Here is a 24785-nt window from a genome sequence, read left to right on the forward strand (position 1 = left end):
ACGCTGTCCAGACTTAGAGAAGACAATGCCAAAGCGCACCGACCTTAAAACCATCCTGATCATCGGCGCCGGCCCGATCGTCATCGGCCAGGCCTGCGAGTTCGACTACTCCGGCGCGCAGGCGTGCAAGGCGCTGCGCGACGAGGGCTACCGCGTGGTGCTGGTCAACAGCAACCCGGCCACGATCATGACCGACCCGAACATGGCCGACGCCGTGTACATCGAGCCAATCAACTGGCAGACGGTCGAGAAGATCATCGCCAAGGAAAAGCCCGATGCCCTGCTGCCGACGATGGGCGGCCAGACCGCGCTGAACTGCGCGCTGGACCTGGCCGACCACGGCGTGCTGGAGAAGTACAACGTCGAGCTGATCGGTGCCAAGCGCGAAGCGATCCGCATGGCCGAAGACCGCGAGCTGTTCCGCGTGGCAATGGGCGAGATCGGCCTGGATTGCCCCCGGGCCGAAGTGGCGCACACGCTGGAAGAAGCGCTGGATATCCAGACCCGCGTCGGCTACCCGACCATCATCCGCCCCAGCTTCACGCTGGGCGGCAGCGGTGGCGGCATTGCATACAACCGCGAAGAGCTGATCGACATCGTCGGCCGCGGCCTGGAACTGTCGCCGACCACCGAAGTGCTGGTGGAAGAATCGGTGCTGGGCTGGAAGGAATTCGAGATGGAAGTTGTGCGCGATACCGCGGACAACTGCATCATCGTGTGCGCGATCGAAAACCTCGACCCGATGGGCGTGCACACCGGTGACTCGATCACCGTGGCGCCGGCGCAGACGCTCACCGACAAGGAATATCAGCGCCTGCGCGATGCCTCGATCGCGGTGCTGCGCAAGATCGGCGTGGATACCGGCGGCTCCAACGTGCAGTTCGGCATCAGCCCGACCACCGGCCGGGTGGTGGTGATCGAAATGAATCCGCGCGTGTCGCGCTCCTCGGCGCTGGCCTCCAAGGCCACCGGCTTCCCGATCGCCAAGGTTGCCGCCAAGCTGGCGGTGGGCTACACGCTGGACGAATTGAAGAACGAGATCACCGGTGGCCTGACCCCGGCCTCGTTCGAGCCGTCGATCGATTACGTGGTCACCAAGATTCCGCGCTTTGCGTTTGAAAAGTTCCCGCAGGCCGATGCTCGCCTGACCACGCAGATGAAGTCGGTCGGCGAAGTCATGGCGATGGGCCGCACCTTCCAGGAATCGCTGCAGAAAGCGCTGCGTGGCCTGGAAACCGGCAAGATCGGCCTGGACCCGACCGGCCTGGATCTGGGCAGCGAAGACGACATGGCCGCGCTCAAGCGCGAGCTGAAGGCTCCGGGCCCGGAGCGTCTGTTCTACGTGGGCGATGCGTTCCGTGCCGGCATGAGCGTGGCCGATGTGTATGCGCTGTCGTTCATCGACCCCTGGTTCCTGGACCAGATCGAAGAGCTGATCAGCCTCGAGCAGCAGCTGGCCGACGATGGCATGGCGGCACTGGATGCCCCACGCCTGCGCCTGCTCAAGCGCGCCGGTTTCTCCGACGCACGCCTGGCCGAGCTGATCGGCACCAACGAAGAAGCCGTGCGCACGCTGCGCCGGGCGCTCAAGGTGCGCCCGGTGTACAAGCGCGTGGACTCGTGCGCTGCCGAATTCGCCACCAGCACTGCGTACCTGTATTCGACCTACGAGGACGAGTGCGAAGCGCTGCCGAGCAACCGCGACAAGATCATGATCCTGGGCGGTGGCCCCAACCGCATCGGGCAGGGCATCGAGTTCGACTACTGCTGCGTGCACGCGGCACTGGCGCTGCGCGATGACGGCTTCGAGACCATCATGGTCAACTGCAATCCGGAAACCGTTTCCACCGACTACGACACCTCCGACCGCCTGTACTTCGAGCCGCTGACGCTGGAAGACGTGCTGGAGATCGTCGAGCTGGAGCAGCCCAAGGGCGTGATCGTGCAGTACGGCGGCCAGACCCCGCTGAAGCTGGCGCGTGCGCTGGAAGCCAACGGCGTGCCGGTGATCGGCACCTCGCCGGACTCGATCGATCTGGCCGAGGACCGCGAGCGCTTCCAGCAGCTGGTGGACAAGCTGGGCCTGAAGCAGCCGCCGAACCGCATTGCCCGCAATGCCGACGAGGCCTTGGTGCTGGCGCGCGAAATCGGCTACCCGTTGGTGGTGCGCCCGAGCTATGTGCTGGGCGGCCGCGCGATGGAAATCGTGTACGGCGAATCCGACCTGGCGCGCTATGTGCGCGATGCGGTGAAGGTCTCCAATGATTCGCCGGTGTTGCTGGACCGCTTCCTCGACAACGCGGTGGAAGTAGACGTGGACATCATTGCCGACAAGGACGGCAACGTGCTGATCGGCGGGGTGATGGAGCACATCGAAGAAGCCGGCGTGCATTCGGGCGATTCGTCCTGCTCGCTGCCGCCGTATTCGCTGTCGGCCGGAACCCAGGCCGAGCTGCGTCGCCAGGTGGTGATGCTGGCCGAAGGCCTGAATGTGGTCGGCCTGATGAACACCCAGTTCGCGGTGCAGGTCAACGACGCCGGCGATGACATCGTGTACCTGCTGGAAGTGAACCCGCGTGCCTCGCGCACCGTGCCGTTCGTGTCCAAGGCCACCGGCATGCCGCTGGCCAAGATCGCTGCACGCTGCATGGCCGGCAAGACGCTGGCCGAGCAGGGCGCCACCAAGGAAATCGTGCCGGACTACTACTCGGTGAAGGAGGCGATCTTCCCGTTCGCCAAGTTCCAGGGCGTGGACCCGATCCTCGGGCCGGAGATGCGCTCCACCGGCGAGGTGATGGGCGTGGGCCGCAGCTTCGGCGCTGCGTTTGCACGCGCGCAGGAAGCCGGCGGCATTAAGGCGCCGCCGCTGGGCAAGGCCTTCGTGTCGGTGCGTGACCCGGACAAGCAGCGCGTGTTGCCGGTGGCCCAGGCCCTGGTGGAACGCGGCTTCACCCTGGTGGCCACGCGTGGCACCGGTGCGTGGTTGCAGCAGCACGGCCTGAGCTGCGAGATCGTCAACAAGGTGGCCGAAGGGCGGCCGCATATCGTCGACTCGATCAAGAACGGCGAGATCGTCTACATCGTCAACACCACCGAAGGGCGCGCGGCGATCTCCGATTCGTTCTCGATCCGTCGTGAAGCGCTGCAGCATCGCGTGACCTATTCGACCACCGTCGCCGGCGCCAAGGCGCTGGTGCATTCACTGGAATTCCGCGGCACCGGCCCCGTCTGGTCGCTGCAGGAACTGCACAAGGAGCTGGAAGCATGAGAGCCCCCATGACGTCCAAGGGCGCGCAGCGTCTGCGCGAGGAACTGGACCACCTGAAGTCGGTCAAGCGCCCGGCGGTGATCACCGCGATTGCCGAAGCGCGTGCGCACGGCGACCTCAAGGAAAACGCCGAATACCACGCCGCGCGCGAGCAGCAGAGCTTCATCGAAGGCCGCATCAAGCAGCTCGAGGGCGAGCTGTCGCATGCGGAAATCATCGACATCACCAAGCTGGCGGCTGGCACCAAGATCGTGTTCGGTGCCACCGTGACGCTGGCCGATACCGAAACCGACGAAGAGAAGCGCTACCAGATCGTTGGCGATCTGGAAGCCGACATCAAGCTGGGCCTGATCGCGATCTCCTCACCGCTGGCGCGTGCGCTGATCGGCAAGCTGGAAGGCGATTCGGTGACCATCGATGCGCCGGCCGGGCAGCGCGAATACGAAGTCGTCAGCGTGGCGTATCTCGACTGATCGATGACCACCGCGACCCTGCTGCTGCCGGAACGCCGCCGCCTGCCCGGAACCCTGGGCGATGCAGCGGTGGCGCGTGCACTGGCGCGCGCCGATGTGCAGCCGGCCGAAGCTGGCGAAGTGGCGCAGTTGCAGCGCCATTTCGCGCTCACCCCGCGCCAGTGGCCGGTGGCGGCGCTGACGCGTCAGCTCGATGCCGGCGACGCCGCTGGCGCGACCTGGGTCCGCGCCGATCCTGCCTATGTGGTGCCGGACATGCAGGGCGCGCGCTTGATGGGCTATGGCGAAGCACTGGGCGCCACCGCCGAAGACCTGGCAATGCTGTTGCCGGTGCTCAAGCCGATGTTTGGCGATGCCGGTTTTCTGCTGGATGCACCCACGCCCTCGCGCTGGTATCTGCGGCTGTCGCCGGATGCACAGCTGCCGGAGTTCGCCTCACCCGAAGCGGCGATCGGTGAAGACCTGTTCGATCATTTGCCGGCCGGCGACACGGGCCGGCGCTGGCGCGCGCTGCTGACCGAAGCCCAGGTGGTGCTGCACCAGCATCCCTGGAACGAGGGGCGCGTGGCCAACGGCAAGCCGCCGATCAATTCGCTGTGGTTCTGGGGTGGCGGCGTGCTGCCGCACGCAGTGACCTCGCCGCACCGCCAGGTACGCAGTCGCGATTCGTTGCTGCGTTCGCTGGCGCTTGCCGCAGGTGCCGATGCGCAGGGCGAGCAGCGCGTGGATGCGCTGGTGGATCTGCGCCACCTGCGCTCGCTGGAGCAGTTCAGTGCCGATGCGGTGGCGCCCTTGCTCGCCGCCATCGCGCGCGGCGAACTCGATCGCCTGGTGCTGGATTTCCAGGACGGCGAGACTTTGACGCTGCAGCGCACGCAGCGCTGGCGGTTCTGGCGGAAGCCGCGCCTGCAGCTGGTGCAATGACCTCCAGCCCCACGATTGTGCGACGCCCGCCCGGGCAGGGCGGCACCTGGCCTGACGCAATGCTGCCGTTGTTGCGGCGGATCTACGCCGCGCGCGGCGTGGTCGATGTGCAGGGCGCGCACCCGCGGCTCGGCCAGCTGTTGTCGCCGGAGTTGTTGCACAACAGCCGCGTCGCCGCCGAACTGTTGGCCGATGCAATTGCTGCACAGCGGCGCATCCTGGTGGTAGGCGACTTCGATTGCGATGGCGCTACCGCGTGCGCAGTCGGCGTGCGCGGTCTGCGCATGCTGGGCGCGCTGGATGTGCACCATGCGGTACCCAATCGCATGGTGCATGGCTACGGCCTGTCGCCGGCGCTGGTGGACGAACTTGCCGCACTGCAGCCGGATCTGCTGGTCACCGTCGACCACGGCATCGCCTGTCATGCCGGTGTTGCGGCAGCCAAAGCGCGCGGCTGGACCGTGCTGGTGACCGATCACCATTTGCCCGGCGAGGTCTTGCCGCCGGCCGATGCGATCGTGGACCCCAACCTGGTGCAGGACAGTTTCCCGAGCAAGACGCTGGCCGGGGTTGGGGTGATCTTCTATGTGCTGCTCGCCTTGCGTGGCGTGTTGCGCGCGCGCGGGGCGTTTGCCGAGCGCGCAGAACCGGATCTGTCGGTGCTGCTGGATCTGGTGGCCGTGGGCACGGTGGCCGATCTGGTGCCGCTGGACACCAATAACCGCGCACTGGTGTCGGCGGGCCTGCGCCGCCTGCGTGACGGCAAAGGCTGTATCGGCCTGCGCGCGTTGATCGACGCCAGTGGCCGCGATGCGGCGCGGTTGAGTGCCAGCGATATCGGGTTTGCGTTGGCGCCACGTCTCAACGCCGCCGGTCGGCTCGAAGACATGGCGCTGGGCATCGAACTGTTGCTGTGCGAGGACTGGAGCCGGGCGCGCGAGATCGCAGGTCTGCTGGAAGAAATCAACGCCGAGCGCCGCGCGGTGCAGCAGTTGATGACCGACGATGCCGAGCAGGCCGTCACCAAGGTGATGCTGGCTGCCGACGGTGCGCTGCCGATGGCCGCCTGCCTGTTCGACCCCGAATGGCACCCAGGCGTGATCGGCCTGGTCGCCTCCAAACTCAAGGACCGCCTGCACCGTCCGGTGATTGCGCTGGCACCGGCTGAGCCGGGCAGCGACCAGTTGCGCGGCTCGGCGCGCTCCATTCCCGGCCTGCATATCCGTGACGTACTGGCGGCGGTGGATGCGCGCCATCCAGGCCTGATCCAGAAGTTCGGCGGGCATGCGATGGCGGCCGGCCTGAGCCTGGAGCACCGCGCGCTGGCCGCGTTCGAGCAGGCGTTTCAGACCCAGGTGCAGGCGATGGTCGATGCCTCGCTGTTGCAGGCCGAATTGCACAGCGATGGCGAGCTGGCCGCGCACGAACTCGATCATCTGCATGCCGAAGCGCTGCGTGCCGCCGGGCCGTGGGGGCAGGGCTTTCCCGAGCCGCTGTTCGATGGCCAATTCGAGGTGCTGCAATGGCGCCTGCTCAAGGAGCGCCACCTCAAGCTGACCTTGCGCTGCGCCGGGCGCGCCGAGCCGCTCAACGCCATCCACTTCAATGGCTGGCGCGGCAGCGAGCCGGCGCGCACGGTGCGCATCGCCTATCGGCTGGTCGGTGACGACTACCGCGGTGGCACTGCGGTACAGCTCATCGTCGAGCACTGCGAGCCGGCGGCGTCAGCGGGTTGAGAGGTGCGCTCCGGGCGCAGGCCTGGTGCGATCTGTCGTGCTGCAGACCGCGCCGTTGACGATGCGCCGGCCGGGTGATCGGGCCAGTTATTGTTTGACGTCGGCCACCACGGTTGGCAGCTCCCAGGCGCCGCCGGCGGCGACCAGCCGGCACAGGCCGGAGGTGGACTTGGAGGTCAGCACGAAACGGCGGCCATCCCAGGTCCACGCCGCCTGGCTGTAGCAGTCGCCCAGGCCACGGCCCTTTTGCGACTCCAGGATGGTGGCGCCATCCAGGTCGCTGGCGTGTAGGGTCACCAGGGTTGGGGCGAACGGTGCGCGCGCATTGACGACCCAGAAGCCGGTGCCGATGTTGTAGGCGCCCATCCAGCAATCGGTAGAGACCAGCAACTTCTCGTTGGTCAGGCGCGTCACGTTCAGCGGTTCCGACGCATCGCTGGCGTCGAGCCCCTTGCACTCCTCATCGGCAGGAAGGGTGGCGCGCAGCGCCTGATACAGCGCCGGCAGCGTGCCCAGGCGTGCGTCGCCTGCCTGCGCTGCGGCGAGCTTGGCCGCGCGGACCTGGGGTGCCGGCAACGGCGGCAGCACGGCGGTTTCGTCGCGGTCGCCCTTGCGCACCAGTGCCCCGCGGGTGCCGATCCGGCCCTGGAATTCGTCCATTTTCAGCAGCACCGCGGCCGCGCCGCGATCGGACAACTGCCAGCGCCGGCCATCGTTGCCGACCGCCACGATCTTGCTGCTGCGTGGCAACGCCGCCAGCAGCGCACCGACCTGCGCACTGGTCAGCACCGCAGTGCCGCGCTTGCCATCCAGCGCCAGCTTGCCCTGGTCGCGCTGATCGATCTGCAGGCTAAGCGAGGCCGGCATCTTGACCTCGTCGTACTGGCCCAGCATCAGCTCCGCCGTCACCGCCTGGCCGGCACCGGCCTTACGGGTGAGCAACACCGACACCGGCGGGTCGCTGTCATCGGCCTGGTAACCGGCAGCGCGGCAGGTGCGGGTGTTGTCGCAGGCAATGGTCCAGTCGTCGTGACTGAAATCGACGCTGGTGGCCGGCGCGGCGAGCGCGGCGACAGGCGAGAGCAATAACAGGGCGGTACACAGGGAAGGGCGCATCGATGATCTTCAACAACAGGAACGGACGCGCATCTTGCGTGGCGCCGGCAGCTGCCGTCCATCCCGCGGCGGAGCAAGGTTGGCGCGGGTTAGGACAACACGCGGCGTTGATCGCATTGCCTAGGCTCGCCTGGGTGCTCAGCAGCCGCAGAGACAGCCGTGCCCACAGCGGGCGCGGCGCGGGGACGCGCCGGCACACCGAACAACGGACGCAGCCAACGCAGGCGGCGGATGACCAGCTCATGCAGCAACAGGCATCCGGCCACGGTCGCCGCCAGCACCAAGACCGGCTCCAGCCACGCACCGAGCTTGAACGGCGCCAGCCAGTACAGCGCGACGATGATCAGGCTCTGATGCAGGATGTACCAGGGAAACACGGCCTCGGTGCAGTACGGCAACCAGGCGAACGGGCGGTTGAGGCCATGCCGCGCCCAGCCCAGCAAAGCGAGCAAGGCCAGCCATGTATAGGCAGCGCGCGCGAGGCGCTCTATCACCCCCAGCGGCAGCGCTGCCAGCGCGGTTTGCAAGCCGGCCGGCAGTAGCGATTGGCCGCCCGCCCGCAAGGTCAGCTCCACCGTGATTGCCAGCACCGCGCTCGCCAAGGTGAGCCAGCGCAGCTGCACCGCCCAGCGCCAAAAGCGCGCGTTATGCGCCAGCAGATAGCCCAGCAGGAACAACGGGAACGATTCGGCATGCACGAACCAGTCGCCGACCAAGGCGTGGGTAGGCGGGTAGCGCGGCAGCACCCACAGCACACAGATGCTTTCCCACAGGATCGGCAGCAGCAAGAGCGCCGGTACCAGCACGGCGGCGGGCAGCCGTGGCAGTGCCAGCGTCGGCAGCGCGCGGGCCAGCGCCACTAGCGCCAGGAGCAACAGCGTGTACGGCAGCAAGTAGGCCACGTACCACAGATGGTTCCAGGTGATGCCGTGCTCCCAGCCATCGAAGCTGCCGGCCGGCCAGGGACGCACCTGCCAATAGCGCAGCAGGAAGGCGCCAAAGCCCGGGCTGACCTTTCCATTCGTCACGCCCTGGCAATACGCCTGCACCGCCACCACCACGAACATGCCGAACAGCAATGGAGGCAATAACCGGCCGCAGCGCCGCCATGCGAACTGCCACGGCGCGCGTTCCGCACGCGCCAGTCCGATCGCAATGCCGGAGATCATAAACAGCAGCGGCATGCGCCAGCGGTTGAGAACGATCATCGGCGCCTGCAACCACTCGGCCGTATAGGCACTCTTGAGGTGGAACTCCCAGCCGGCCACGTAGGCCATGCCCACGTGATAGAGGATCAGCAGGGCGAAGGCGAAGACGCGCAAGGCATCGATATCGTGGCGGCGCTCGTTCATGGTCGTGTCGTTGGAAGGCGTGCCCGCATCCTCGGCAATCCGGCCCCATATAGTTGCGCCAAGGGAGCAATGCCGTCCCTGTGTGACCAGTTGCGGTCCCACGGGGACGAACAGGGGACGGCAAGCGGGCGATTGGCCCGAGATGCGCGAATAGTTTCACCCGAGCGAAGGCCGGCTCTGGCGTCGCTACGTCGCCGTCTCTTTACTTTATGACGGGAGCCGCGCGCAATGGTGTCATCGCTGGCAGGCCAAAAAGCGGCCGTAGCCAGCGCTGTCTGTGGATGATCTCGTAGCCCGCCAGGCACAGCGCGGCGGTCACGACGATCAGCGTCGCACTCTCGACCAGTTGCGGCAGTGCCAGTGGCTTAAGGGAATGTGCCAGGACCACGATGATGGTCTGATGCAGCACATAGACCGGAAACACGGCAGCGGTGAGATAACGCAAGGCGGCGCCGTCTGCACGACGGAAACGATAGGCAAAGCCCAGGATGGCGGCGATCGCGCACCACTGGTCGACCGCCCACAGCACCCGCAAGAGCAGGCGCAGAGTGGTCGGCGCAGGATGCGCGTCATCGTAAATGGAGAAATACCAGGTGTGGATCATCAACGCGTAGCTGCAAACGGCCAGCAGCAGTGCCACCCAGCGCAGGCGTTGCAGCGACTCCCAGACGCTGGTCATTGGCGCAATCAGCACTCCGATCAGGAAGATCGTCAGGTACTGCGCGTGGTTGTACCAATCGTCGAACAGCCAATGGGTCTGCTCGAAGCGAGCCACCAGCAGCAGACGTGCCAGCGCCAGGAGCGTCACCGGTACCAACAGCACCCGCCAGCCCCGAACTGCTCGCGCGGTCCATGCGCGTATCTGCACCATCGTGTCGGCAGGAAGCAGGCGCCAAAGGAACCAGGCCACCAGCGTGTAAGCCCACAGGTAAGGCAAGAACCACAGATGGTTCCGGGTCGGCAGGCGCAGACAGTCGCCGTCGGCGCCACAGAATCCTTGGTAGGCGCTCAGATACTTGGCATAGAACGCCAGGTAGCCCTCGTGGTAGCCGCCGGGTCATTGTTCCACCACTTGATAATAGGACTGTGGCGGCACGATCACGGCCATGCCGAACAACAGCGGCAGCAGCAGCTGGCGCAAGCGTCGATACAGCAAGTCCTCCGGCTTGCTGCGCAGCATGAATGCTGTGGCGACACCGGAAATCAGCAACAGCAGCGACATCCGCCACGGGCTGCTGAGCAGCATGAGCGGCTCCAGCATCAGCTGGGTGGTGGGACTTTTGACGTGCCAGTCCCAGGTCACGTAGTACATGCCGACGTGGTAAAGCACCAGCAGGCCAAACGCGATGACGCGCAGCCAGTCCAGATCGTGACGCCTTTGCATTGGCTGCCTCTGCCATCGCCGATGGGGGCCAACTACATGGGGTGGCGCTGCAGGCGCCCAGCGGATAGGGGCGACATCGGGAGATTCGGGGACGAATGGCGTCTGCAGTGGGGGCGACCGGCCGTGCCAGCCCTAGAATACAGGGATGAGCACTGACCCCGCCCGCACGACCCTGGAGCGCTTTCTGCCGTGGCAGCGCAGCGCAGGCATGTTCTTCTGGCTACTGGTGGTGGTGGTCAACGCCAGCGGCAACGCGGTGACCGAGTTGATGGATCGCCGGCGCGCCGGGCTGCCGATCCAGAGCTGGGAACCCTGGGTCTGGGAGCTGTCCAGCGGCCTGGTCTGGCTGCTAATGCTCGTCCCCGTCATTGGCTGGTTCACGCGCAAGCTGCCGTTGCATCTGGATACCTGGTGGCGCCGGCTGCCCTGGTATCTGTTGGTCAGCGTGGCGGTCTCGGTGGTGCACGTGCTGACGATGGTCGGGCTACGCATGCTGGCCTATCGGCTGCTGGGCGAGCATTACGAGTTCGGCGCGTGGCCGCAGGAACTGGTCTACGAATATCTCAAGGATGTGCGCACCTTCGCGATCATCGTCGCGTGCATGCACGGCTACCGGTTTCTGTTGCGGCGCTTGCAGGGCGAAGTGCGGCTGCTGGCTGCGCCCGACGAAGGCGCGCCGGTGGAGTCGCTCGAGCGCCCGGGACGCTTTCTGGTACGTAAGTTGGGGCGCGATTTCCTGGTCGCCGCCGCCGATATTGAATGGCTGCAGGCGTCCGGCAATTACGTCAATCTGCATGTGCGCGGGCACGACTATCCGCTGCGCAGCACGATGACGGCGATCGAGGCGAAGCTCGATCCGGCCGTGTTCGTGCGGATCCATCGCAGCTACATCGTCAACCTGGGCTGCGTGGTTTCGATCGAGCCGCTGGACGCCGGCGAGGCGCGCGTGCACCTGTCCGGCAATGGCCCGCTGCCGTGCAGCCGTCGTTACCTGGGGTCGCTGCGGCGGGCCGCCGGCCATGCAGAGGCGCCAACGGTGCCGGTTGTGCCGGGCTGAACTGGATGGCCACCGCGTTCCGCCGTCGCCGCCCGCTTGCTAAACTACCGGGCTTGTTTGCCGGAAGTCCGTCATGATCGAAACCAATCCGATCCGCCAGCGCATCACCGATCTCAACGATCGCGTGCTCTCGCTCAGGGGGTATCTTTGACTACGACGTCAAGAAAGAGCGTCTAGAGGAAGTCAGCCGGGAGCTTGAGAGCCCCGATGTCTGGAACGACGCCGAGCGCGCCCAGGCGCTGGGACGCGAGCGCTCCATGCTGGAAAAGACCGTCATCGGCATCGCCGATGTGCTGGCCGGCCTCACCGATGCCGGCGAGTTGCTGGACCTGGCCGAGAGCGAGCAGGACGAAGATACCGCCGTGGCGGTGATCGCCGACCTGGACAAGTATCAGGCGCACGTCGAAAAGCTGGAATTCCAGCGCATGTTCTCCGGCCAGATGGACGGCGCCAACGCGTTCGTCGACATCCAGGCCGGCGCCGGTGGTACCGAAGCCCAGGACTGGGCGGAAATCCTGCTGCGCATGTATCTGCGTTGGGCCGAGTCGCGCGGCTGGAAGACCGAGCTGATGGAAGTGTCCGGCGGCGAAGTCGCGGGCATCAAATCGGCCACGATCCGCATCGAAGGCGAGTACGCCTATGGCTGGTTGAAGACCGAGATCGGCGTGCACCGGCTGGTGCGCAAGTCGCCGTTCGACTCCGACAACCGCCGGCATACCAGCTTCACTTCGGTGTTCGTGTCGCCGGAAGTGGACGACAACATCGAGATCGACATCAATCCGGCCGATCTGCGTACCGACGTGTACCGCTCCTCTGGTGCCGGTGGTCAGCACGTCAACAAGACCGAGTCGGCGGTGCGTATCACGCATATTCCGACCAATACCGTGGTCGCCTGCCAGACCGGCCGCAGCCAGCACCAAAATCGCGACAACGCGATGAAGATGCTGGCCGCCAAGTTGTACGAGCTGGAAGTGCAGAAGCGCAACGTCGAGCGCGATGCGCTGGAAGCGACCAAGTCCGACATCGGCTGGGGCAGCCAGATCCGCAATTACGTGCTCGACCAGAGCCGCATCAAGGATCTGCGCACCGGCATCGAACGCAGCGATACCCAGAAGGTACTCGATGGCGATCTGGACGAATTCGTCGAAGCCAGCCTCAAGGCCGGCCTGGCGGCGGGCTCCAAACGCCTGGATGCCTGAGTGTGGTGCGCCAGTGCGGCGGTAACGTCGCACCGGCGCACTGCAGCACTGCGGAGACCGCGTTGCTCGCCAGCGACGCTTTGCCATCTCACGCCACGCGACACCGCTGCGTGATCGTTCCATCTCGCTGCACCGTTGCAGCGGCGCCGGCCCTACCGGCGCCTTACCCCCACCGGGCCCGTGCCCGACCCATTGCAGATCGATTCCCGCCATGACCGAACAGACCCCCACGCCGCAGCTCCCCGCCGACGAGAACAGCCTCATCGCCGAGCGGCGCGCGAAACTGGGCGCGTTGCGCGGCCAGGGCATCGCCTATCCGAACGATTTCGTGCGCACCCACTTTGCCGGCGACCTGCAGGCCGAGTTCGCCGATGCCGAAACCTGGACTGCCGAAGCGCTGGAAGCGGCCGACCGCGGCGTCAAGCTGGCGGGCCGGTTGATGGCCAAGCGGGTGATGGGCAAGGCCAGCTTCGCGCAGATCCAGGACGAGTCCGGGCGTGTGCAGTTGTTCCTGCAGGGCAATGTGCTGGGCGATGCCTACACCGCCTTCAAGGGTTGGGACGTGGGCGACATCGTGGCGGTGGAGGGCGGGCTGACCCGTACCAAGACCGGCGAGCTGTCGGTCAAGGCCAGTGCGCTGCGTTTGCTGACCAAGTCGCTGCGTCCGCTGCCGGATAAGTGGCACGGCCTGTCGGACGTGGAGCAGCGCTATCGCCAGCGCTATGTGGACCTGATCGTGACCCCGGAAGCGCGCGAGGTCTTCATCAAGCGCTCCAAGATCATCCGCGCCATCCGCGCCTGGCTGGACGCGCGCCGCTTCCTGGAAGTGGAGACGCCGATGATGCATTACATCCCCGGCGGCGCCACCGCCAAGCCGTTCAGTACCCACCACAACGCGCTGGATCTGGACCTGTACCTGCGCGTGGCCCCGGAGCTGTACCTCAAGCGGCTGGTGGTCGGTGGGCTGGAGCGCGTCTACGAGATCAACCGCAATTTCCGCAACGAAGGCGTGTCGACCCGGCACAACCCCGAGTTCACCATGCTCGAGCTCTACGAGGCTTATGCCACGTACCACGAGATCATGGACCTGACCGAACAGGTGATCCGCGACACCGCCCAGGGCGTGCTCGGCACCACCCAGGTCAGCTGGGACGGCGCCGACATTGATTTGGCGCCGGCTTTCCGACGCTGGCGCATGGATGAGGCAGTGCGCCACCACAACCCGGAGATCAGCGCGGCCGATTGCACCGACTACGCCGCGCTGCTGCGCCATTGCGAGCGGCTCAAGATCAAGGTCAAGCCGTCCTACGGCTGGGGCAAGCTGCTGCTGGAAATCTTCGAAGCCACCGTCGAACACACGCTGGTGCAGCCGACTTTCATCACCGACCACCCGGTCGAGGTGTCGCCGCTGGCACGCGCCAGCGACACCGAGCCGGGGTATACCGACCGCTTCGAGCTCTTCATCAATGGCAAGGAGCTGGCCAACGGGTTCTCGGAGCTCAACGACCCGGAAGACCAGGCGGCGCGTTTCCAGGCCCAGGTGCAGGCGAAGGACGGCGGCGACGACGAAGCGATGCATTACGACGCTGACTACATCCGTGCCCTGGAGTACGGAATGGCGCCGACCGGCGGGCTGGGCATCGGTATCGATCGGCTGGTGATGCTGCTGACCGGCAGTACCTCCATTCGCGACGTGCTGCTGTTCCCCTACATGCGTCCGGAAGCCTGATTTTTTTGTGCCGCCGCGTGCCGACGGCACAGATACTGCATATGCTAGGGCGGAGCTCCGGTCACGGTATGGCCGGAGGAGTCGGTACAGGGACCGACGTCGTCGCTTTCCCGTTCTCGAACGAGAGGAGAAACGGTTATGCAGGATGTTTTAGGGAATCCGGCGGGTGTATCTTCGGCGGAGACATGGGGAAGCTGGTCGGAAAAGGCGGATCTGGGATTGAACATCGTCATTGTCGATGACCAGATGTCCGCGCGGACAATGCTGCGTCATGTCATCGAAGACATCGCGCCGGAGTTGAAGGTCTACGATTTCGGCGATCCGCTGGACGCGCTGTCCTGGTGCGAAGCTGGTCGCGTGGATCTGTTACTGCTCGATTACCGGATGCCGGGCATGGACGGGCTGGAGTTCGCGCGGCGGCTGCGCCGTTTGCCGAGCCACCGCGACATTCCGATCATCCTGATCACCATCGTCGGCGACGAGCCGATCCGCCAGGCGGCGCTGGAAGCGGGCGTGATCGATTTCCTGGTCAAGCCGATCCGGCCGCGCGAACTGCGCGCCCGCTGCTCGAACTTGTTGCAGTTGCGCCAGCAGAGCGAGAGCGTCAAGCAACGTGCGCTGTCGCTGGAGCAACGCCTGCTTGCGAGCATGAACGAGGTCGAAGAGCGCGAACGCGAAACGCTTTCGCGCCTGGCACGTGCCATCGAATACCGCGACGGCGGCACCAGCGCCTTCCTGGAGCGGATGTCGCACGTGGCCGGCCTGGTGGCCGAGCAGCTGGGCTTGTCGGAAGAAGAAGTGCGCATCATCGAGATGGCCGCGCCGCTGCACGACATGGGCAAGATCGCCATTCCCGATTCGGTGCTGCTCAAGCCGGGCAAGCTCACCGAAGACGAAATGAACGTGATGAAGCGCCACCCGCGCATCGGCTATGAGCTGCTCAGCGGCAGCCAGAACCGCTTCATCCAGGTGGGCGCGCTGATCGCGCTACGCCATCACGAGCGTTACGATGGCAGCGGTTATCCCGACGGCCTGGTGGGCGAGGCGATACCGCTGGAAGCACGCATCGTGGCAGTGGCCGACGTCTTCGACGCACTGCTCTCGGCACGGCCTTACAAGGAAGCATGGACGATGGATGCAGCGCTAGCCTACCTATACGCCCAACGCGGTCGGCTGTTCGACCCGCGCTGCGTGGACGCACTGCTGCGCGGGCGCGCGCAACTGGAGCAGATCTGCGGACAGTTCTCCACCGCATCGGCGCGTCCTGGGGTGTGAGGATGTTGGCCTTACTCAGCGAGGTGCGTAGCAGGCTTGCGCAGCGCCAGGACAGTGAACATGGTCAGGCGTTGATCCGCATTGCCATGGTGGCGCTGATTCTGACCTACGAGGTGCTGTTCGCCAGTCGCTGGGCATTGCCGTCAACGCAACTGTTTTACGTCGTCGGTCTGACCCTGCTCAGTCAGGCCTTGGCGCTGATGATCTTTACCTGGATCGTGCTGAAGCCGGAGCGTTCGCACCCGCGGCGCGTCATCGGCATGCTGGCGGACTACGGGCTGATGTCGATGGCCATGAGTGCCATTGGCGAGCCGATGGCGTGCATCTACGTCGTGGTGATGTGGGTAACCATCGGCAACGGTCTGCGCTTTGGCAATCGCTATCTCTATCTTGCGGTCGTCATGGCGATGCTGAGTTTTGGCATTACGCTGGCGACTAATGCCTACTGGAAGCGCAACTTCGGTTTGGGTATTGGCTTGTGGCTTGGACTTGCCGCCATTCCGCTGTACCTGTCCGGCCTCCTCAGCAAGCTGACGCGTGCTACCGCAGAAGCGCGGCGCGCCAGTGAAGCGAAAAGTCGCTTTCTGGCAAACATGAGCCACGAGTTCCGGACCCCGCTCAACGGGCTTTCGGGCATGACAGAGGTTTTGGCAACCACTCGCCTGGATGCCGAGCAACGGGAGTGCTTGAACACAATTCAGGCGTCTGCCCGGAGTTTGCTTTCATTGGTGGAAGAGGTCCTGGACATCTCTGCCATCGAAGCGGGCAAAGTCCGGGTCGAGCATCGGGATTTCGCGCTTAGGGATCTTCTCGGTACTATTGATTTGATTCTTCAGCCGCAGGCAAGGGTCAAGGGTCTGGACTATGCGGTGGCCATTGCCCCCGATGTGCCCGATCTCTTGCAGGGCGATGCAGGACATCTTCGTCAGATCCTGTTGAATTTGACTGGCAATGCGGTCAAGTTCACCGATAGAGGGCATATCGACGTCACGATTGGGGTCGTCGAGCGTTCCACACCGGACAAGGTGCGCTTGCGTTTTGATGTGATCGATACGGGTATCGGGGTTCCACTCGATATGCAGCCGCGCTTGTTCGAGGCCTTCGAGCAAGCCGATAACAGTTTGGCGCGACGTTTTGAGGGCAGTGGCCTTGGCACTACGATCGCCAAAGGACTGGTCGAATCGATGGGCGGCGAAATCGGTTTTGTAGAGAATCCGAGTGGTGGCAGTCGCTTCTGGTTCGAATTGCCGTTCGACCTGGCGAGCGAGTTGGCTGCTGTCAGGGCGGTAAAAGACAACGCCGCACCCGGAGATACTGGCAACGTCATCGCGTTTACCGACCCGTTCCTGCGTCACCGGGCGCGCGTTCGAACATTGCAGATCCTGGTGGCGGACGACCATGCGGCCAACCGGATGGTGTTGCAGCGGCTATTGCAAAAAGCCGGTCACAAGGTGACTTGCGTCAATGGCGGCGAGCAGGTGCTGGATGCCCTTTCTGAGGCCGACTTCGACGTGGCCATTGTCGACCTGCATATGCCTGGCGTCAGTGGTTTGGATTTGCTGAAGCAATTACGTGTCATGCAGGCAGGATCCCAACCTAGAACCCCGGTTGTTGTCTTGAGTGCAGATGTAACGCCGGAGGCAATTCGCAACTGCGAGCAAGCGGGCGCTTATGCTTTTCTGGCCAAGCCGGTTGTTGCGGTAAAGCTGCTGGACACGCTTGCCGAAATTGCAGTGAATGGAAAATTGCCGCAGGCGAATGTGATGCCTGTACGTATCGGCGTGGCGCCGGATGGAGTTCTCGACGGCACTGTGCTCGACGAGTTGGCGTCTCTCGGCATGGGGGCGAATTTCGAGAAGGAGTTTATCCGCCAATGTTTGAGTGATGCCGAATCCTGTATCGCTGCGATGACCATCGATGCGCAGGCGGACGAGTGGGGGCAGCTGCGTGAGCATGCTCATGCGACGAAGGGCGTTGCCAGCAATCTTGGTCTGGTGACGTTGGCCGAGCAGGGTGGTGAGTTGATGGGCATGTCCGATGCGCAGATCATGACCGAATGGCAGATGCGTGTGGCTCAGCTGCAACGCAGTCTGCAGTTGGGTCGTGCCGCGCTTGAATCGCGCGCTAAAGAACGTTTCGGAAAAGATTCCGGAGAAGACGCGTCGTGACCAGAAGCCCGGCGGTACGCCGGGCCTGATCCCCCTGATGGCATGCTGTCATGCTAATCAGGCAATTCCCTTTGCAGCTCGGCGCGTTTGCGCTTTTACCAGACGGTCCATCGTCTTGAGTGACTTTTCGCCCAGCTCCAACGCAGCATCGACCCAGACCTCGGTGACCGCCATCAATTCTGCATGTGTGACTGGATTGCACAGTTCTCTTGCGCGATTCATCGCAAGGTACGACTGGGGGGTGCGTTGCTGCCTGGTAATCAAGTCGTGAGTTGCCTGAATGCCTTTTCCGCGTGGTACGAGAATGTCGACGACTCCCATGGCATGCATTTCTTCGCTGCTGTAGACGCGCCCATCGAGAATGATGCGTTCGGCTAACTGAGGCGATACCCGCCTTGACAAGAACGAGTAGGCGCCCATGCCGGGAAACAATCCGAAGAGGACTTCGGGGAGCCCCATGCCAATGCCTTCCTCCGCAATAATGGTGTGACACGACAATGCCATTTCCAGGCCACCACCAAGTGCGTCGCCTTGTAAAAGGGCAATGGTTCTGAAGTTGCCGGACAGCCCACGATGAAACGCAAACACACCGCGCACGCAACTTTCCGCATAGTGCAAAAGGCTTTGTCTGTCGCGTGCACGAATCAGCTGGCTGAATAAATCCAGGTCACCGCCGAGGTTGAAAGCGTTCGCATCGGAGGCAAGAACAAGGCTCCGCAAGCGATTGGATTCGTGCTTTGAGAAGTGGGAAATAGAGTCCAGGTCGTTGTGCATCTCCGTCATCAACTGAGGGCGGAAGCAGGGCCTGACGCCACTGGATGCATCAGCGTGCATGAACAGCCAATGTGCTGCATCGTCATGGCTGGAGTGCGTGCGGATCGTGGATTGAGTAGTTTGAACCTGTAGGGTTTCGATCATGCTCATGAGCTTGTCTCGAGGAGATCGCCCGCGGATGATGTGGCGCAGCGGGCGGTGCGGGCTCCACGAAGCGATCCTACACCGGCCCTATCTGTTTGAACGCAAAGGGCTTTCCCGTTGACGGGAAAGCCCTTGAGTCAAGCATTGGTTTATCGTTTTAGTTTATATGCCGAAGATCGACGATTAACCCTTGGCCGCATCCCGCAATTCGCGACGCAGGATCTTGCCGACGTTGGTCTTCGGCAATTCCTTGCGGAACTCGATCACGCGCGGCTGCTTGTAGCCGGTCAGGTTGGTGCGGCAGTGCGCCTTTACGTCCTCGGCGGTCAGGGCCTGGTCCTTCTTGACGATCACCACCTTGACGATTTCGCCGGACTTTTCATCCGGCACGCCGACTGCGGCCACTTCGAGCACGCCCGGCATCGTCGCGATGACGTCTTCGATCTCGTTGGGGTACACGTTGAAGCCGGACACCAGGATCATGTCCTTCTTGCGGTCGACGATATAGACGAAGCCACGTTCGTCCATACGCGCGATGTCGCCGGTGTGCAGCCAGCCTTCGGCGTCCATGACCTTGGCGGTCTCGTCGGCCTTCTTCCAATAGCCCTTCATCACCTGCGGGCCCTTGATGCACAGCTCGCCGATCTCGCCCAGCGCCAGCACCTTGCCATCGTCGTCCTTGATGCAGGCATCGGTGGACGGAATCGGCAGGCCGATCGAGCCGTTGTAGTCGACCAGATCCATCGGGTTGATGCAGGCGGCGGGCGAGGTCTCGGTCAGGCCGTAAGCCTCGACCAGTGTCAGGCCGGTGACCTGCTTCCAGCGTTCGGCGACCGAGCGCTGTACTGCCATGCCGCCGCCGAGGGTCATCTTCAACGACGAAAAGTCGATCTGATCGAAGCCGGGCGTATTGAGCAGGCCATTGAACAGCGTGTTGACGCCGGTAAACGCGGTGAAGCGGGTCTTCTTGAGTTCCTTGACGAAGCCCGGCATGTCGCGCGGGTTGCTGATCAGGTGATTGCAGCCGCCGATTTTCATGAAGACCAGGCCGTTCGCCGTCAACGCGAAGATGTGATACAGCGGCAACGCGGTGATCACCACCTCGTGGCCTTCTTCCAGCTTGCCGGTGCCGGCCAGCCACTGGTGCGCCTGTTGCATGTTGGCGACCAGGTTGCGGTGGGTCAGCATCGCGCCCTTGGCCACGCCGGTGGTGCCGCCGGTGTACTGCAAAAAGGCGATGTCGTCCGGCTCGATCTGCAGGGTCGGGACGCGGTGCTTGCGGCCCAGTGCCAGCGCGTCGCGGAAGCGGATCGCGCCGTTGATGCGGTACTCCGGCACCAGCTTCTTGACGTACTTGACGACAAAGTTGACCAGTGCGGCCTTCGGGAACCCGAGCATGTCGCCCAGGCCGGTGGTGATGACCTGCTTGACCTGCGTGTCGGCGATCACCTGCTGCACGGTGGTGCCGAAGTTGTCGATGACCACCAGCACGCTGGCGCCCGAGTCGATCAACTGGTGCTTGAGCTCGCGCGGGGTGTAGAGCGGGTTGACGTTCACCACGGTCAAACCGGCGCGCAGGATGCCGAAGGTGGCAATCGGGTATTGCAAGCAGTTGGGCATCATCAAGGCGACGCGGTCGCCTTTTTTCAGCTGCAACTCGCCGAGCAGATAGGCCGCGAACTGGTCGACCAGCTGATCTGCTTCGCGGTAGGTAATGGTCTTGCCGAAGCTGTGATACGCGGGACGATCAGCGAAGCGCGCCACCGATGTGGCGAAAACCTCCGCCACGGTGCGGAACTGCTCCAGATCGATCTCCGCGGCCACTCCGGCCGGATAACTTTGCAACCAAGGACGTGCCTGACTCATCTGCCCCCCCTCCAGGGTATTCGTTGGTGGCGTGCCATGTTCCACGGCGCCACAGCAACTGGCAGCATACCGTCATGGATGGAAAAGGCGAAGCGTGATGCGCAGCAGCATTTTGAGGTGGCACGTCGGGCTAGCTGCGTTCTGCGTGCTGGTGCTGGCCGGCTGCGCGAAGCCGGGCCCGGAACAGCGGCTGCGTGCCACGGTGGAGCAGATGCGCGCGGCGATCGAGGCACGCGATGTACGCGAGGCGATGGCGCCGGTGGCAGAGGATTTTGTCGGCGAGCACGGCATGGACGCGGCCGGGGCGCGGCGCCTGCTGCAACTGCAGCTGCTGGGTCATCAAGCGATCGGCGTCACCGTCGGGCCGTTGGACGTGCAGATGCAGGGCAGTACGGCAACCGTGCGCTTCAGCGTGTTGCTGACCGGCGGCGGCGGACGCTGGCTGCCTGATCAGGCGCAGCACTATCAGGTCACCACCGGCTGGCGGCTGCGTGGCAGCGACTGGGAGCTGTACCACGCGCAGTGGACTGCAGGTGGCGGGTAGGGCAGGTCCCAATATCAGCGAGCGCGACCATATCGGCTAGCGCTCTGTGCGTGCGCTCTTCTTGGTTCACAGAAGTAGCGCTGTTTCACTGCCATCAGGCGATCCCCAGCCACGCTTGCAATACATCCGTTGCGCAAAAGCGACACTCCCGCCGGGCGGCGGGAGTGTCGAGAACATCAGTTCAGTGCAATCAGGCTGCCTTGCGGGCGGCCAGTTGGCGCAGCACGTACTGCAGCAGGCCGCCGTGCTTGAAGTACTCCACTTCCTTCGGCGTCAGCAGCAGCACCTTGACCTGGAACTGCTTGACGCTGCCATCGGACTTCTTCGCATCGATGGTAGCGCGACGGCTGGCGCCGTCCTGCAGGCCGGTGATGTCCAGCACTTCCGAGCCATCCAGGCCCAGCGTCTGCGCATTTTCGCCTTCCAGGAACTGCAGTGGCAGCACGCCCATGCCGACCAGGTTAGAGCGGTGGATGCGCTCAAAGCTTTCGGCGACCACGGCCTTGACGCCCAGCAGGTTGGTGCCCTTGGCGGCCCAATCCCGCGAGGAGCCGGTGCCGTATTCCTTGCCGGCCAGCACCACCAGCGGCACGCCATCGGCCTTGTACTTCATTGCCGCGTCGTAGATGGCAAGCTTCTCGGGCGCCGCGCCGTCCTTGCCGAAATACAGCGTGTTGCCGCCTTCCTCGCCACCGAACATCAGGTTCTTGATGCGGATATTGGCGAAGGTGCCGCGCACCATCACATCGTCGTTGCCGCGCCGGCTGCCGTAGCTGTTGAAGTCGGCCGGCTGTACGCCGCGCTCCTGCAGGAAACGGCCCGCGGGCGAATCCTTCTTGATGTTGCCGGCCGGGGAGATGTGGTCGGTGGTGATCGAGTCGCCGAACAGTCCCATGATGCGCGCGCCATGCACGTCGTCGACGTGGCCCACCTGCATCGTCATGCCTTCGAAGTAGGGCGGGTTCTTGATGTAGGTGGACGCGGTATCCCACTCGTACAGGTCACCGTCCGGCGAGGCGATGGTGTTCCAGCGCGTGTCGCCCTTGAACACATCGGCGTAGTTCTGCTTGAACATTTCCGGGCCGACGGTGGCGGCGATGGTGTCGCCGATTTCCTTGTTGCTCGGCCAGATATCGCGCAGGTACACCGGCTGACCGTCGCTGCCGGTGCCAAGCGGGTCGCGGGTGAGGTCGATGTCGGTGGTGCCGGCGATCGCATACGCCACCACCAGCGGCGGCGAGGCGAGGTAGTTCATCTTGACCTCGGGATGCACGCGGCCTTCGAAGTTGCGGTTGCCCGACAACACCGAGGTCACCACCAGGTCATCCTTGGCAATCGCATCCGAGACGTCTTCCGGCAGCGGGCCGGAGTTGCCGATGCAGGTCGTGCAGCCGTAGCCCACCACGTAGAAGCCGAGTTTTTCCAGATCGGCCAGCACGCCGGCCTTGCTCAGATAGTCGGTGACCACGCGCGAGCCCGGCCCAAGCGAGGTCTTGACCCAGGGCTGCGCCTTCAAGCCCTTGGCCGCGGCATTGCGGGCGAGCAGGCCGGCGCCCAGCATCACTGCCGGGTTGGAGGTGTTGGTGCACGAGGTAATCGCAGCGATCACCACCGAGCCATCGCGCAGCTGCCAGCCCGCACCGCTGTCGCCAGCGCTTTCGGCCTGCGAGGCCTTGGCGCCCACCGCGGTGCCGCCGCCGCCTTCGTTCTTGAGCCGGTCTTCCTGCTTGGTATCGGCCAGGCGCTTGCTGCGCGCCTCGGCGAACGGCTTGAGGCTCTCGCGGTAGTTGGATTGCATGTCTTCCAGCAGCACGCGGTCCTGCGGGCGCTTGGGGCCGGCCAGCGACGGTTTGACGTCGCCCATGTCCAGCTCCAGCATGGCGCTGTACTGCGCATGCGGGGTGTCGGCGTCATGCCACAGGCCCTGTGCCTTGGCGTAGGCCTCCACCAGTGCAATCTGCTCCTCGCTGCGGCCGGACAGGCGCAGGTAGGTCAGCGATTCGTTATCGACCGGGAAGATGCCGCAGGTGGCACCGTATTCCGGCGCCATGTTGCCGATGGTGGCGCGGTCGGCCAGCGGCAGGTGCTGCAGGCCTTCACCGTAGAACTCCACGAACTTGCCCACCACGCCATGCTTGCGCAGCATCTGGGTGACCGTGAGTACCAGGTCGGTGGCGGTGGCGCCTTCGGGCAGCTTGCCGGTGAGCTTGAAGCCCACCACCTGCGGAATCAGCATGGAGGAGGGCTGGCCGAGCATCGCCGCTTCCGCCTCGATGCCGCCCACGCCCCAGCCCAGCACGCCGATACCGTTAATCATGGTGGTATGACTGTCGGTGCCGAACACGGTGTCCGGATAGGCGATCTGGGTGCCGTCCTTGTCCGCGCTCATCACCACGCGCGCCAGGTTTTCCAGGTTCACCTGGTGGACGATGCCGGTGTTGGGCGGCACCACCTTGAAGTTGTCGAAGGCCTTCTGGCCCCAGCGCAGGAAGCCGTAGCGCTCCTGGTTACGCTGGAATTCGATCTTGCCGTTCAGATCCAGCGCTTCGGGCTTGCCGAATACGTCCACCTGCACGGAGTGGTCGATGACCAGTTCGGAGGGGATCTGCGGGTTGATCTGGTCGGCATTGCCGCCGAGCCTGACCACCGCATCGCGCATCGCGGCCAGGTCGACCACGCAGGGCACGCCGGTGAAGTCCTGCAGCACCACGCGCGCCGGCATGAAGGCGATTTCGATATCGGGTTCGGCGGCCGGGTCCCACTTGGCGACGGCTTCGATGTGGTCCTTGCCGACGGTGACGCCACCGTCTTCATGCCGGAGCAGGTTCTCCAGCAGGATCTTCATCGAGTAGGGCAGGCGGGCGACATCGAAGCGCTCGCCCAGTTTGGGCAGGCTGTAGTAGTCGTAGCGCTGGCCGTTGACCTCTAGCGAGGTACGGGTGGAAAAGGAATCGCTCATGCATCACTCCTATGGCTTGCAGGCTTTAGGCTCGGCCACAGTGTGACCGATTCAGTGTGTACGCCCGGTTTGTGCACACCGGTATGTGGCCTTGAGTACGACAAGTCAAGTATGTAGAATTCATGCATACTTTTTCCGCGGAGCGCCCATGGAAGCCACCGTTGCCGAACGCGGCCAGATCACGCTGCCCAAGGCGGTGCGCGACGCGCTGGGGCTGACCAAGGGCACTACGCTCAAGGTCGAGCTGGAAGGCGGCCGCATCATTCTGCGCAAGAGTGTTGACGATGCCATTTCACGCGCACGCGGCCGCTTCAAGCTGGACGGCTTTGCCAGCACCGACGATGCGATGCGTGCCATCCGCGGGCGTGCACCGGGCGATCCGCTCGATCCCGAAGCCGGCGCATGATCGCGATTGATTCATCGGTGCTGGTCGACCTGCTGGCCGACAGCGCGCAAGCCGACGCCGCCGAAGCCTGCCTGCGCCAATGCCTGAGCACTGGCCCTGTGGTGGTGTGCGACGTGGTGCTGGCCGAGGTCTGCAGCGCGCTGCGCGATGGCGCCGAAGCACTGTCGGTGCTGGAAGACATGAGCATCCGCTTCAACGCGCTGGAGGCCAAATCGGCCTTGCGCGCCGGCGAGATGCAGCGCCGCTTTCGTGCGCGCGGCGGCAAGCGCGAGCGGGTGGTGGCCGACTTCCTGATCGGTGCGCACGCGATGCTGCAATGCGACGGCCTGATCACCCGCGACGACAGTTTTTTCCGCGACTACTTCAAGGGCTTGAAGATCATCGTGCCCAAGCCCGCTGCCTGATCCACGT

The 24785-nt window shown here is 64.3% G+C and carries 17 protein-coding genes and 1 pseudogene; 12 read left to right on the forward strand and 6 right to left on the reverse strand.

Going from position 1 to position 24785, the window contains the following annotated elements; all coding sequences use genetic code 11:
* The first annotated feature begins 25 nt into the window (after positions 1-25).
* Genes carB through recJ form a run of 4 tightly spaced genes read left to right on the forward strand, consistent with a single transcriptional unit; the run spans position 26 to position 6401 of the window.
* Positions 26-3268 (forward strand): carbamoyl-phosphate synthase large subunit, encoded by a 3243-nt coding sequence (gene carB / locus ACCQ01_RS09890; RefSeq protein WP_228433374.1) that lies wholly within the window; start codon positions 26-28, stop codon positions 3266-3268.
* A gap of 8 nt (positions 3269-3276) precedes the next feature.
* Positions 3277-3741 carry a transcription elongation factor GreA gene (greA, locus tag ACCQ01_RS09895; RefSeq protein ID WP_014507602.1) on the forward strand — a complete coding sequence of 155 codons (465 nt, stop codon included), beginning with the start codon at positions 3277-3279 and terminating at the stop codon, positions 3739-3741.
* 3 nt (positions 3742-3744) lie between these two features.
* A complete protein-coding gene (locus ACCQ01_RS09900; protein ID WP_228433372.1) occupies positions 3745-4665 on the forward strand; it encodes a phosphoglycerate mutase in 921 nt (306 codons plus the stop codon).
* On the forward strand, positions 4662-6401 hold the full coding sequence (recJ, locus tag ACCQ01_RS09905; RefSeq protein WP_228433370.1) for a single-stranded-DNA-specific exonuclease RecJ: 1740 nt from the start codon (positions 4662-4664) through the stop codon (positions 6399-6401). The genes ACCQ01_RS09900 and recJ overlap by 4 nt, the downstream gene beginning before the upstream one ends.
* Positions 6402-6488: 87 nt before the next feature.
* On the opposite strand, the gene ACCQ01_RS09910 is transcribed toward recJ, so the two are convergent.
* The 3 genes and pseudogenes from ACCQ01_RS09910 to ACCQ01_RS09920 all read right to left on the reverse strand — a co-directional run bounded on the left by ACCQ01_RS09910 (position 6489) and on the right by ACCQ01_RS09920 (position 10253).
* Positions 6489-7517, reverse strand: coding sequence for a DUF1176 domain-containing protein (locus ACCQ01_RS09910; RefSeq protein ID WP_114998193.1), 1029 nt, complete (start codon positions 7515-7517; stop codon positions 6489-6491).
* Positions 7518-7606: 89 nt separating this feature from the next.
* The gene (locus ACCQ01_RS09915; protein WP_228433368.1) at positions 7607-8869 is read right to left on the reverse strand and encodes an acyltransferase family protein; all 1263 of its coding nucleotides are present in this window, start codon (positions 8867-8869) and stop codon (positions 7607-7609) included.
* A 202-nt stretch (positions 8870-9071) separates the two neighbouring features.
* Positions 9072-10253: pseudogene (locus ACCQ01_RS09920) on the reverse strand (acyltransferase family protein).
* Between the two features lie 208 nt (positions 10254-10461).
* On the opposite strand from ACCQ01_RS09920, the gene ACCQ01_RS09925 reads away from it, so the two are divergent.
* The 5 genes from ACCQ01_RS09925 to ACCQ01_RS09945 all read left to right on the forward strand — a co-directional run bounded on the left by ACCQ01_RS09925 (position 10462) and on the right by ACCQ01_RS09945 (position 17681).
* Positions 10462-11310, forward strand: coding sequence for a LytTR family DNA-binding domain-containing protein (locus ACCQ01_RS09925; RefSeq protein ID WP_228433431.1), 849 nt, complete (start codon positions 10462-10464; stop codon positions 11308-11310).
* A gap of 73 nt (positions 11311-11383) precedes the next feature.
* Positions 11384-12509, forward strand: a protein-coding gene (gene prfB / locus ACCQ01_RS09930; protein ID WP_100097357.1) for a peptide chain release factor 2 whose coding sequence is annotated in 2 segments (ribosomal slippage) — positions 11384-11458 and positions 11460-12509 — 1125 coding nt in all. Because the reading frame shifts where the segments join, the coding sequence is not laid out codon by codon here.
* 211 nt (positions 12510-12720) lie between these two features.
* Positions 12721-14238, forward strand: coding sequence for a lysine--tRNA ligase (lysS, locus tag ACCQ01_RS09935; protein WP_228433366.1), 1518 nt, complete (start codon positions 12721-12723; stop codon positions 14236-14238).
* Positions 14239-14376: 138 nt separating this feature from the next.
* Positions 14377-15513, forward strand: coding sequence for a cyclic di-GMP phosphodiesterase response regulator RpfG (rpfG, locus tag ACCQ01_RS09940; RefSeq protein ID WP_011037024.1), 1137 nt, complete (start codon positions 14377-14379; stop codon positions 15511-15513).
* A gap of 2 nt (positions 15514-15515) precedes the next feature.
* Positions 15516-17681 (forward strand): ATP-binding protein, encoded by a 2166-nt coding sequence (locus ACCQ01_RS09945; RefSeq protein ID WP_228419481.1) that lies wholly within the window; start codon positions 15516-15518, stop codon positions 17679-17681.
* 57 nt (positions 17682-17738) lie between these two features.
* On the opposite strand, the gene ACCQ01_RS09950 is transcribed toward ACCQ01_RS09945, so the two are convergent.
* Both ACCQ01_RS09950 and rpfB read right to left on the reverse strand, forming a co-directional pair.
* A complete protein-coding gene (locus ACCQ01_RS09950; protein WP_042598991.1) occupies positions 17739-18605 on the reverse strand; it encodes a crotonase/enoyl-CoA hydratase family protein in 867 nt (288 codons plus the stop codon).
* Between the two features lie 177 nt (positions 18606-18782).
* Positions 18783-20465, reverse strand: a complete 1683-nt coding sequence (gene rpfB, locus ACCQ01_RS09955; protein WP_103700790.1) for a fatty acyl-CoA ligase RpfB — start codon at positions 20463-20465, stop codon at positions 18783-18785.
* Positions 20466-20562: 97 nt separating this feature from the next.
* Between rpfB and ACCQ01_RS09960 the strand changes: the two genes are divergently transcribed.
* On the forward strand, positions 20563-21009 hold the full coding sequence (locus tag ACCQ01_RS09960) for a nuclear transport factor 2 family protein (RefSeq protein ID WP_228433364.1): 447 nt from the start codon (positions 20563-20565) through the stop codon (positions 21007-21009).
* 190 nt (positions 21010-21199) lie between these two features.
* Here the strand turns inward: ACCQ01_RS09960 and acnA are convergent, their stop codons facing one another.
* Complete coding sequence (gene acnA / locus ACCQ01_RS09965; RefSeq protein WP_228433362.1) at positions 21200-23968, reverse strand: aconitate hydratase AcnA; 2769 nt, start codon at positions 23966-23968, stop codon at positions 21200-21202.
* A gap of 148 nt (positions 23969-24116) precedes the next feature.
* Between acnA and ACCQ01_RS09970 the strand changes: the two genes are divergently transcribed.
* Entirely contained in the window at positions 24117-24374 is a 258-nt protein-coding gene (locus tag ACCQ01_RS09970) for an AbrB/MazE/SpoVT family DNA-binding domain-containing protein (RefSeq protein ID WP_011037031.1), read from the forward strand.
* Complete coding sequence (locus tag ACCQ01_RS09975) at positions 24371-24778, forward strand: type II toxin-antitoxin system VapC family toxin (protein WP_011037032.1); 408 nt, start codon at positions 24371-24373, stop codon at positions 24776-24778. Before ACCQ01_RS09970 ends, ACCQ01_RS09975 begins: the two co-directional genes overlap by 4 nt.
* Positions 24779-24785 lie beyond the last annotated feature (7 nt).

Origin of the sequence: Xanthomonas sp. NCPPB 4037 (assembly GCF_041475695.2) — a bacterium.
In the GTDB taxonomy this organism is placed as follows: domain Bacteria; phylum Pseudomonadota; class Gammaproteobacteria; order Xanthomonadales; family Xanthomonadaceae; genus Xanthomonas; species Xanthomonas campestris.

Coding starts and splice junctions, on each gene's coding strand:
- carB (WP_228433374.1), top strand. CDS start 26: ATGCCAAAGCGCACCGACCTTAAAACCATCCTGATCATCGGCGCCGGC.
- greA (WP_014507602.1), top strand. CDS start 3,277: ATGACGTCCAAGGGCGCGCAGCGTCTGCGCGAGGAACTGGACCACCTG.
- ACCQ01_RS09900 (WP_228433372.1), top strand. CDS start 3,745: ATGACCACCGCGACCCTGCTGCTGCCGGAACGCCGCCGCCTGCCCGGA.
- recJ (WP_228433370.1), top strand. CDS start 4,662: ATGACCTCCAGCCCCACGATTGTGCGACGCCCGCCCGGGCAGGGCGGC.
- ACCQ01_RS09910 (WP_114998193.1), bottom strand. CDS start 7,517: ATGCGCCCTTCCCTGTGTACCGCCCTGTTATTGCTCTCGCCTGTCGCC.
- ACCQ01_RS09915 (WP_228433368.1), bottom strand. CDS start 8,869: ATGAACGAGCGCCGCCACGATATCGATGCCTTGCGCGTCTTCGCCTTC.
- ACCQ01_RS09925 (WP_228433431.1), top strand. CDS start 10,462: ATGTTCTTCTGGCTACTGGTGGTGGTGGTCAACGCCAGCGGCAACGCG.
- lysS (WP_228433366.1), top strand. CDS start 12,721: ATGACCGAACAGACCCCCACGCCGCAGCTCCCCGCCGACGAGAACAGC.
- rpfG (WP_011037024.1), top strand. CDS start 14,377: ATGCAGGATGTTTTAGGGAATCCGGCGGGTGTATCTTCGGCGGAGACA.
- ACCQ01_RS09945 (WP_228419481.1), top strand. CDS start 15,516: ATGTTGGCCTTACTCAGCGAGGTGCGTAGCAGGCTTGCGCAGCGCCAG.
- ACCQ01_RS09950 (WP_042598991.1), bottom strand. CDS start 18,605: ATGAGCATGATCGAAACCCTACAGGTTCAAACTACTCAATCCACGATC.
- rpfB (WP_103700790.1), bottom strand. CDS start 20,465: ATGAGTCAGGCACGTCCTTGGTTGCAAAGTTATCCGGCCGGAGTGGCC.
- ACCQ01_RS09960 (WP_228433364.1), top strand. CDS start 20,563: ATGCGCAGCAGCATTTTGAGGTGGCACGTCGGGCTAGCTGCGTTCTGC.
- acnA (WP_228433362.1), bottom strand. CDS start 23,968: ATGAGCGATTCCTTTTCCACCCGTACCTCGCTAGAGGTCAACGGCCAG.
- ACCQ01_RS09970 (WP_011037031.1), top strand. CDS start 24,117: ATGGAAGCCACCGTTGCCGAACGCGGCCAGATCACGCTGCCCAAGGCG.
- ACCQ01_RS09975 (WP_011037032.1), top strand. CDS start 24,371: ATGATCGCGATTGATTCATCGGTGCTGGTCGACCTGCTGGCCGACAGC.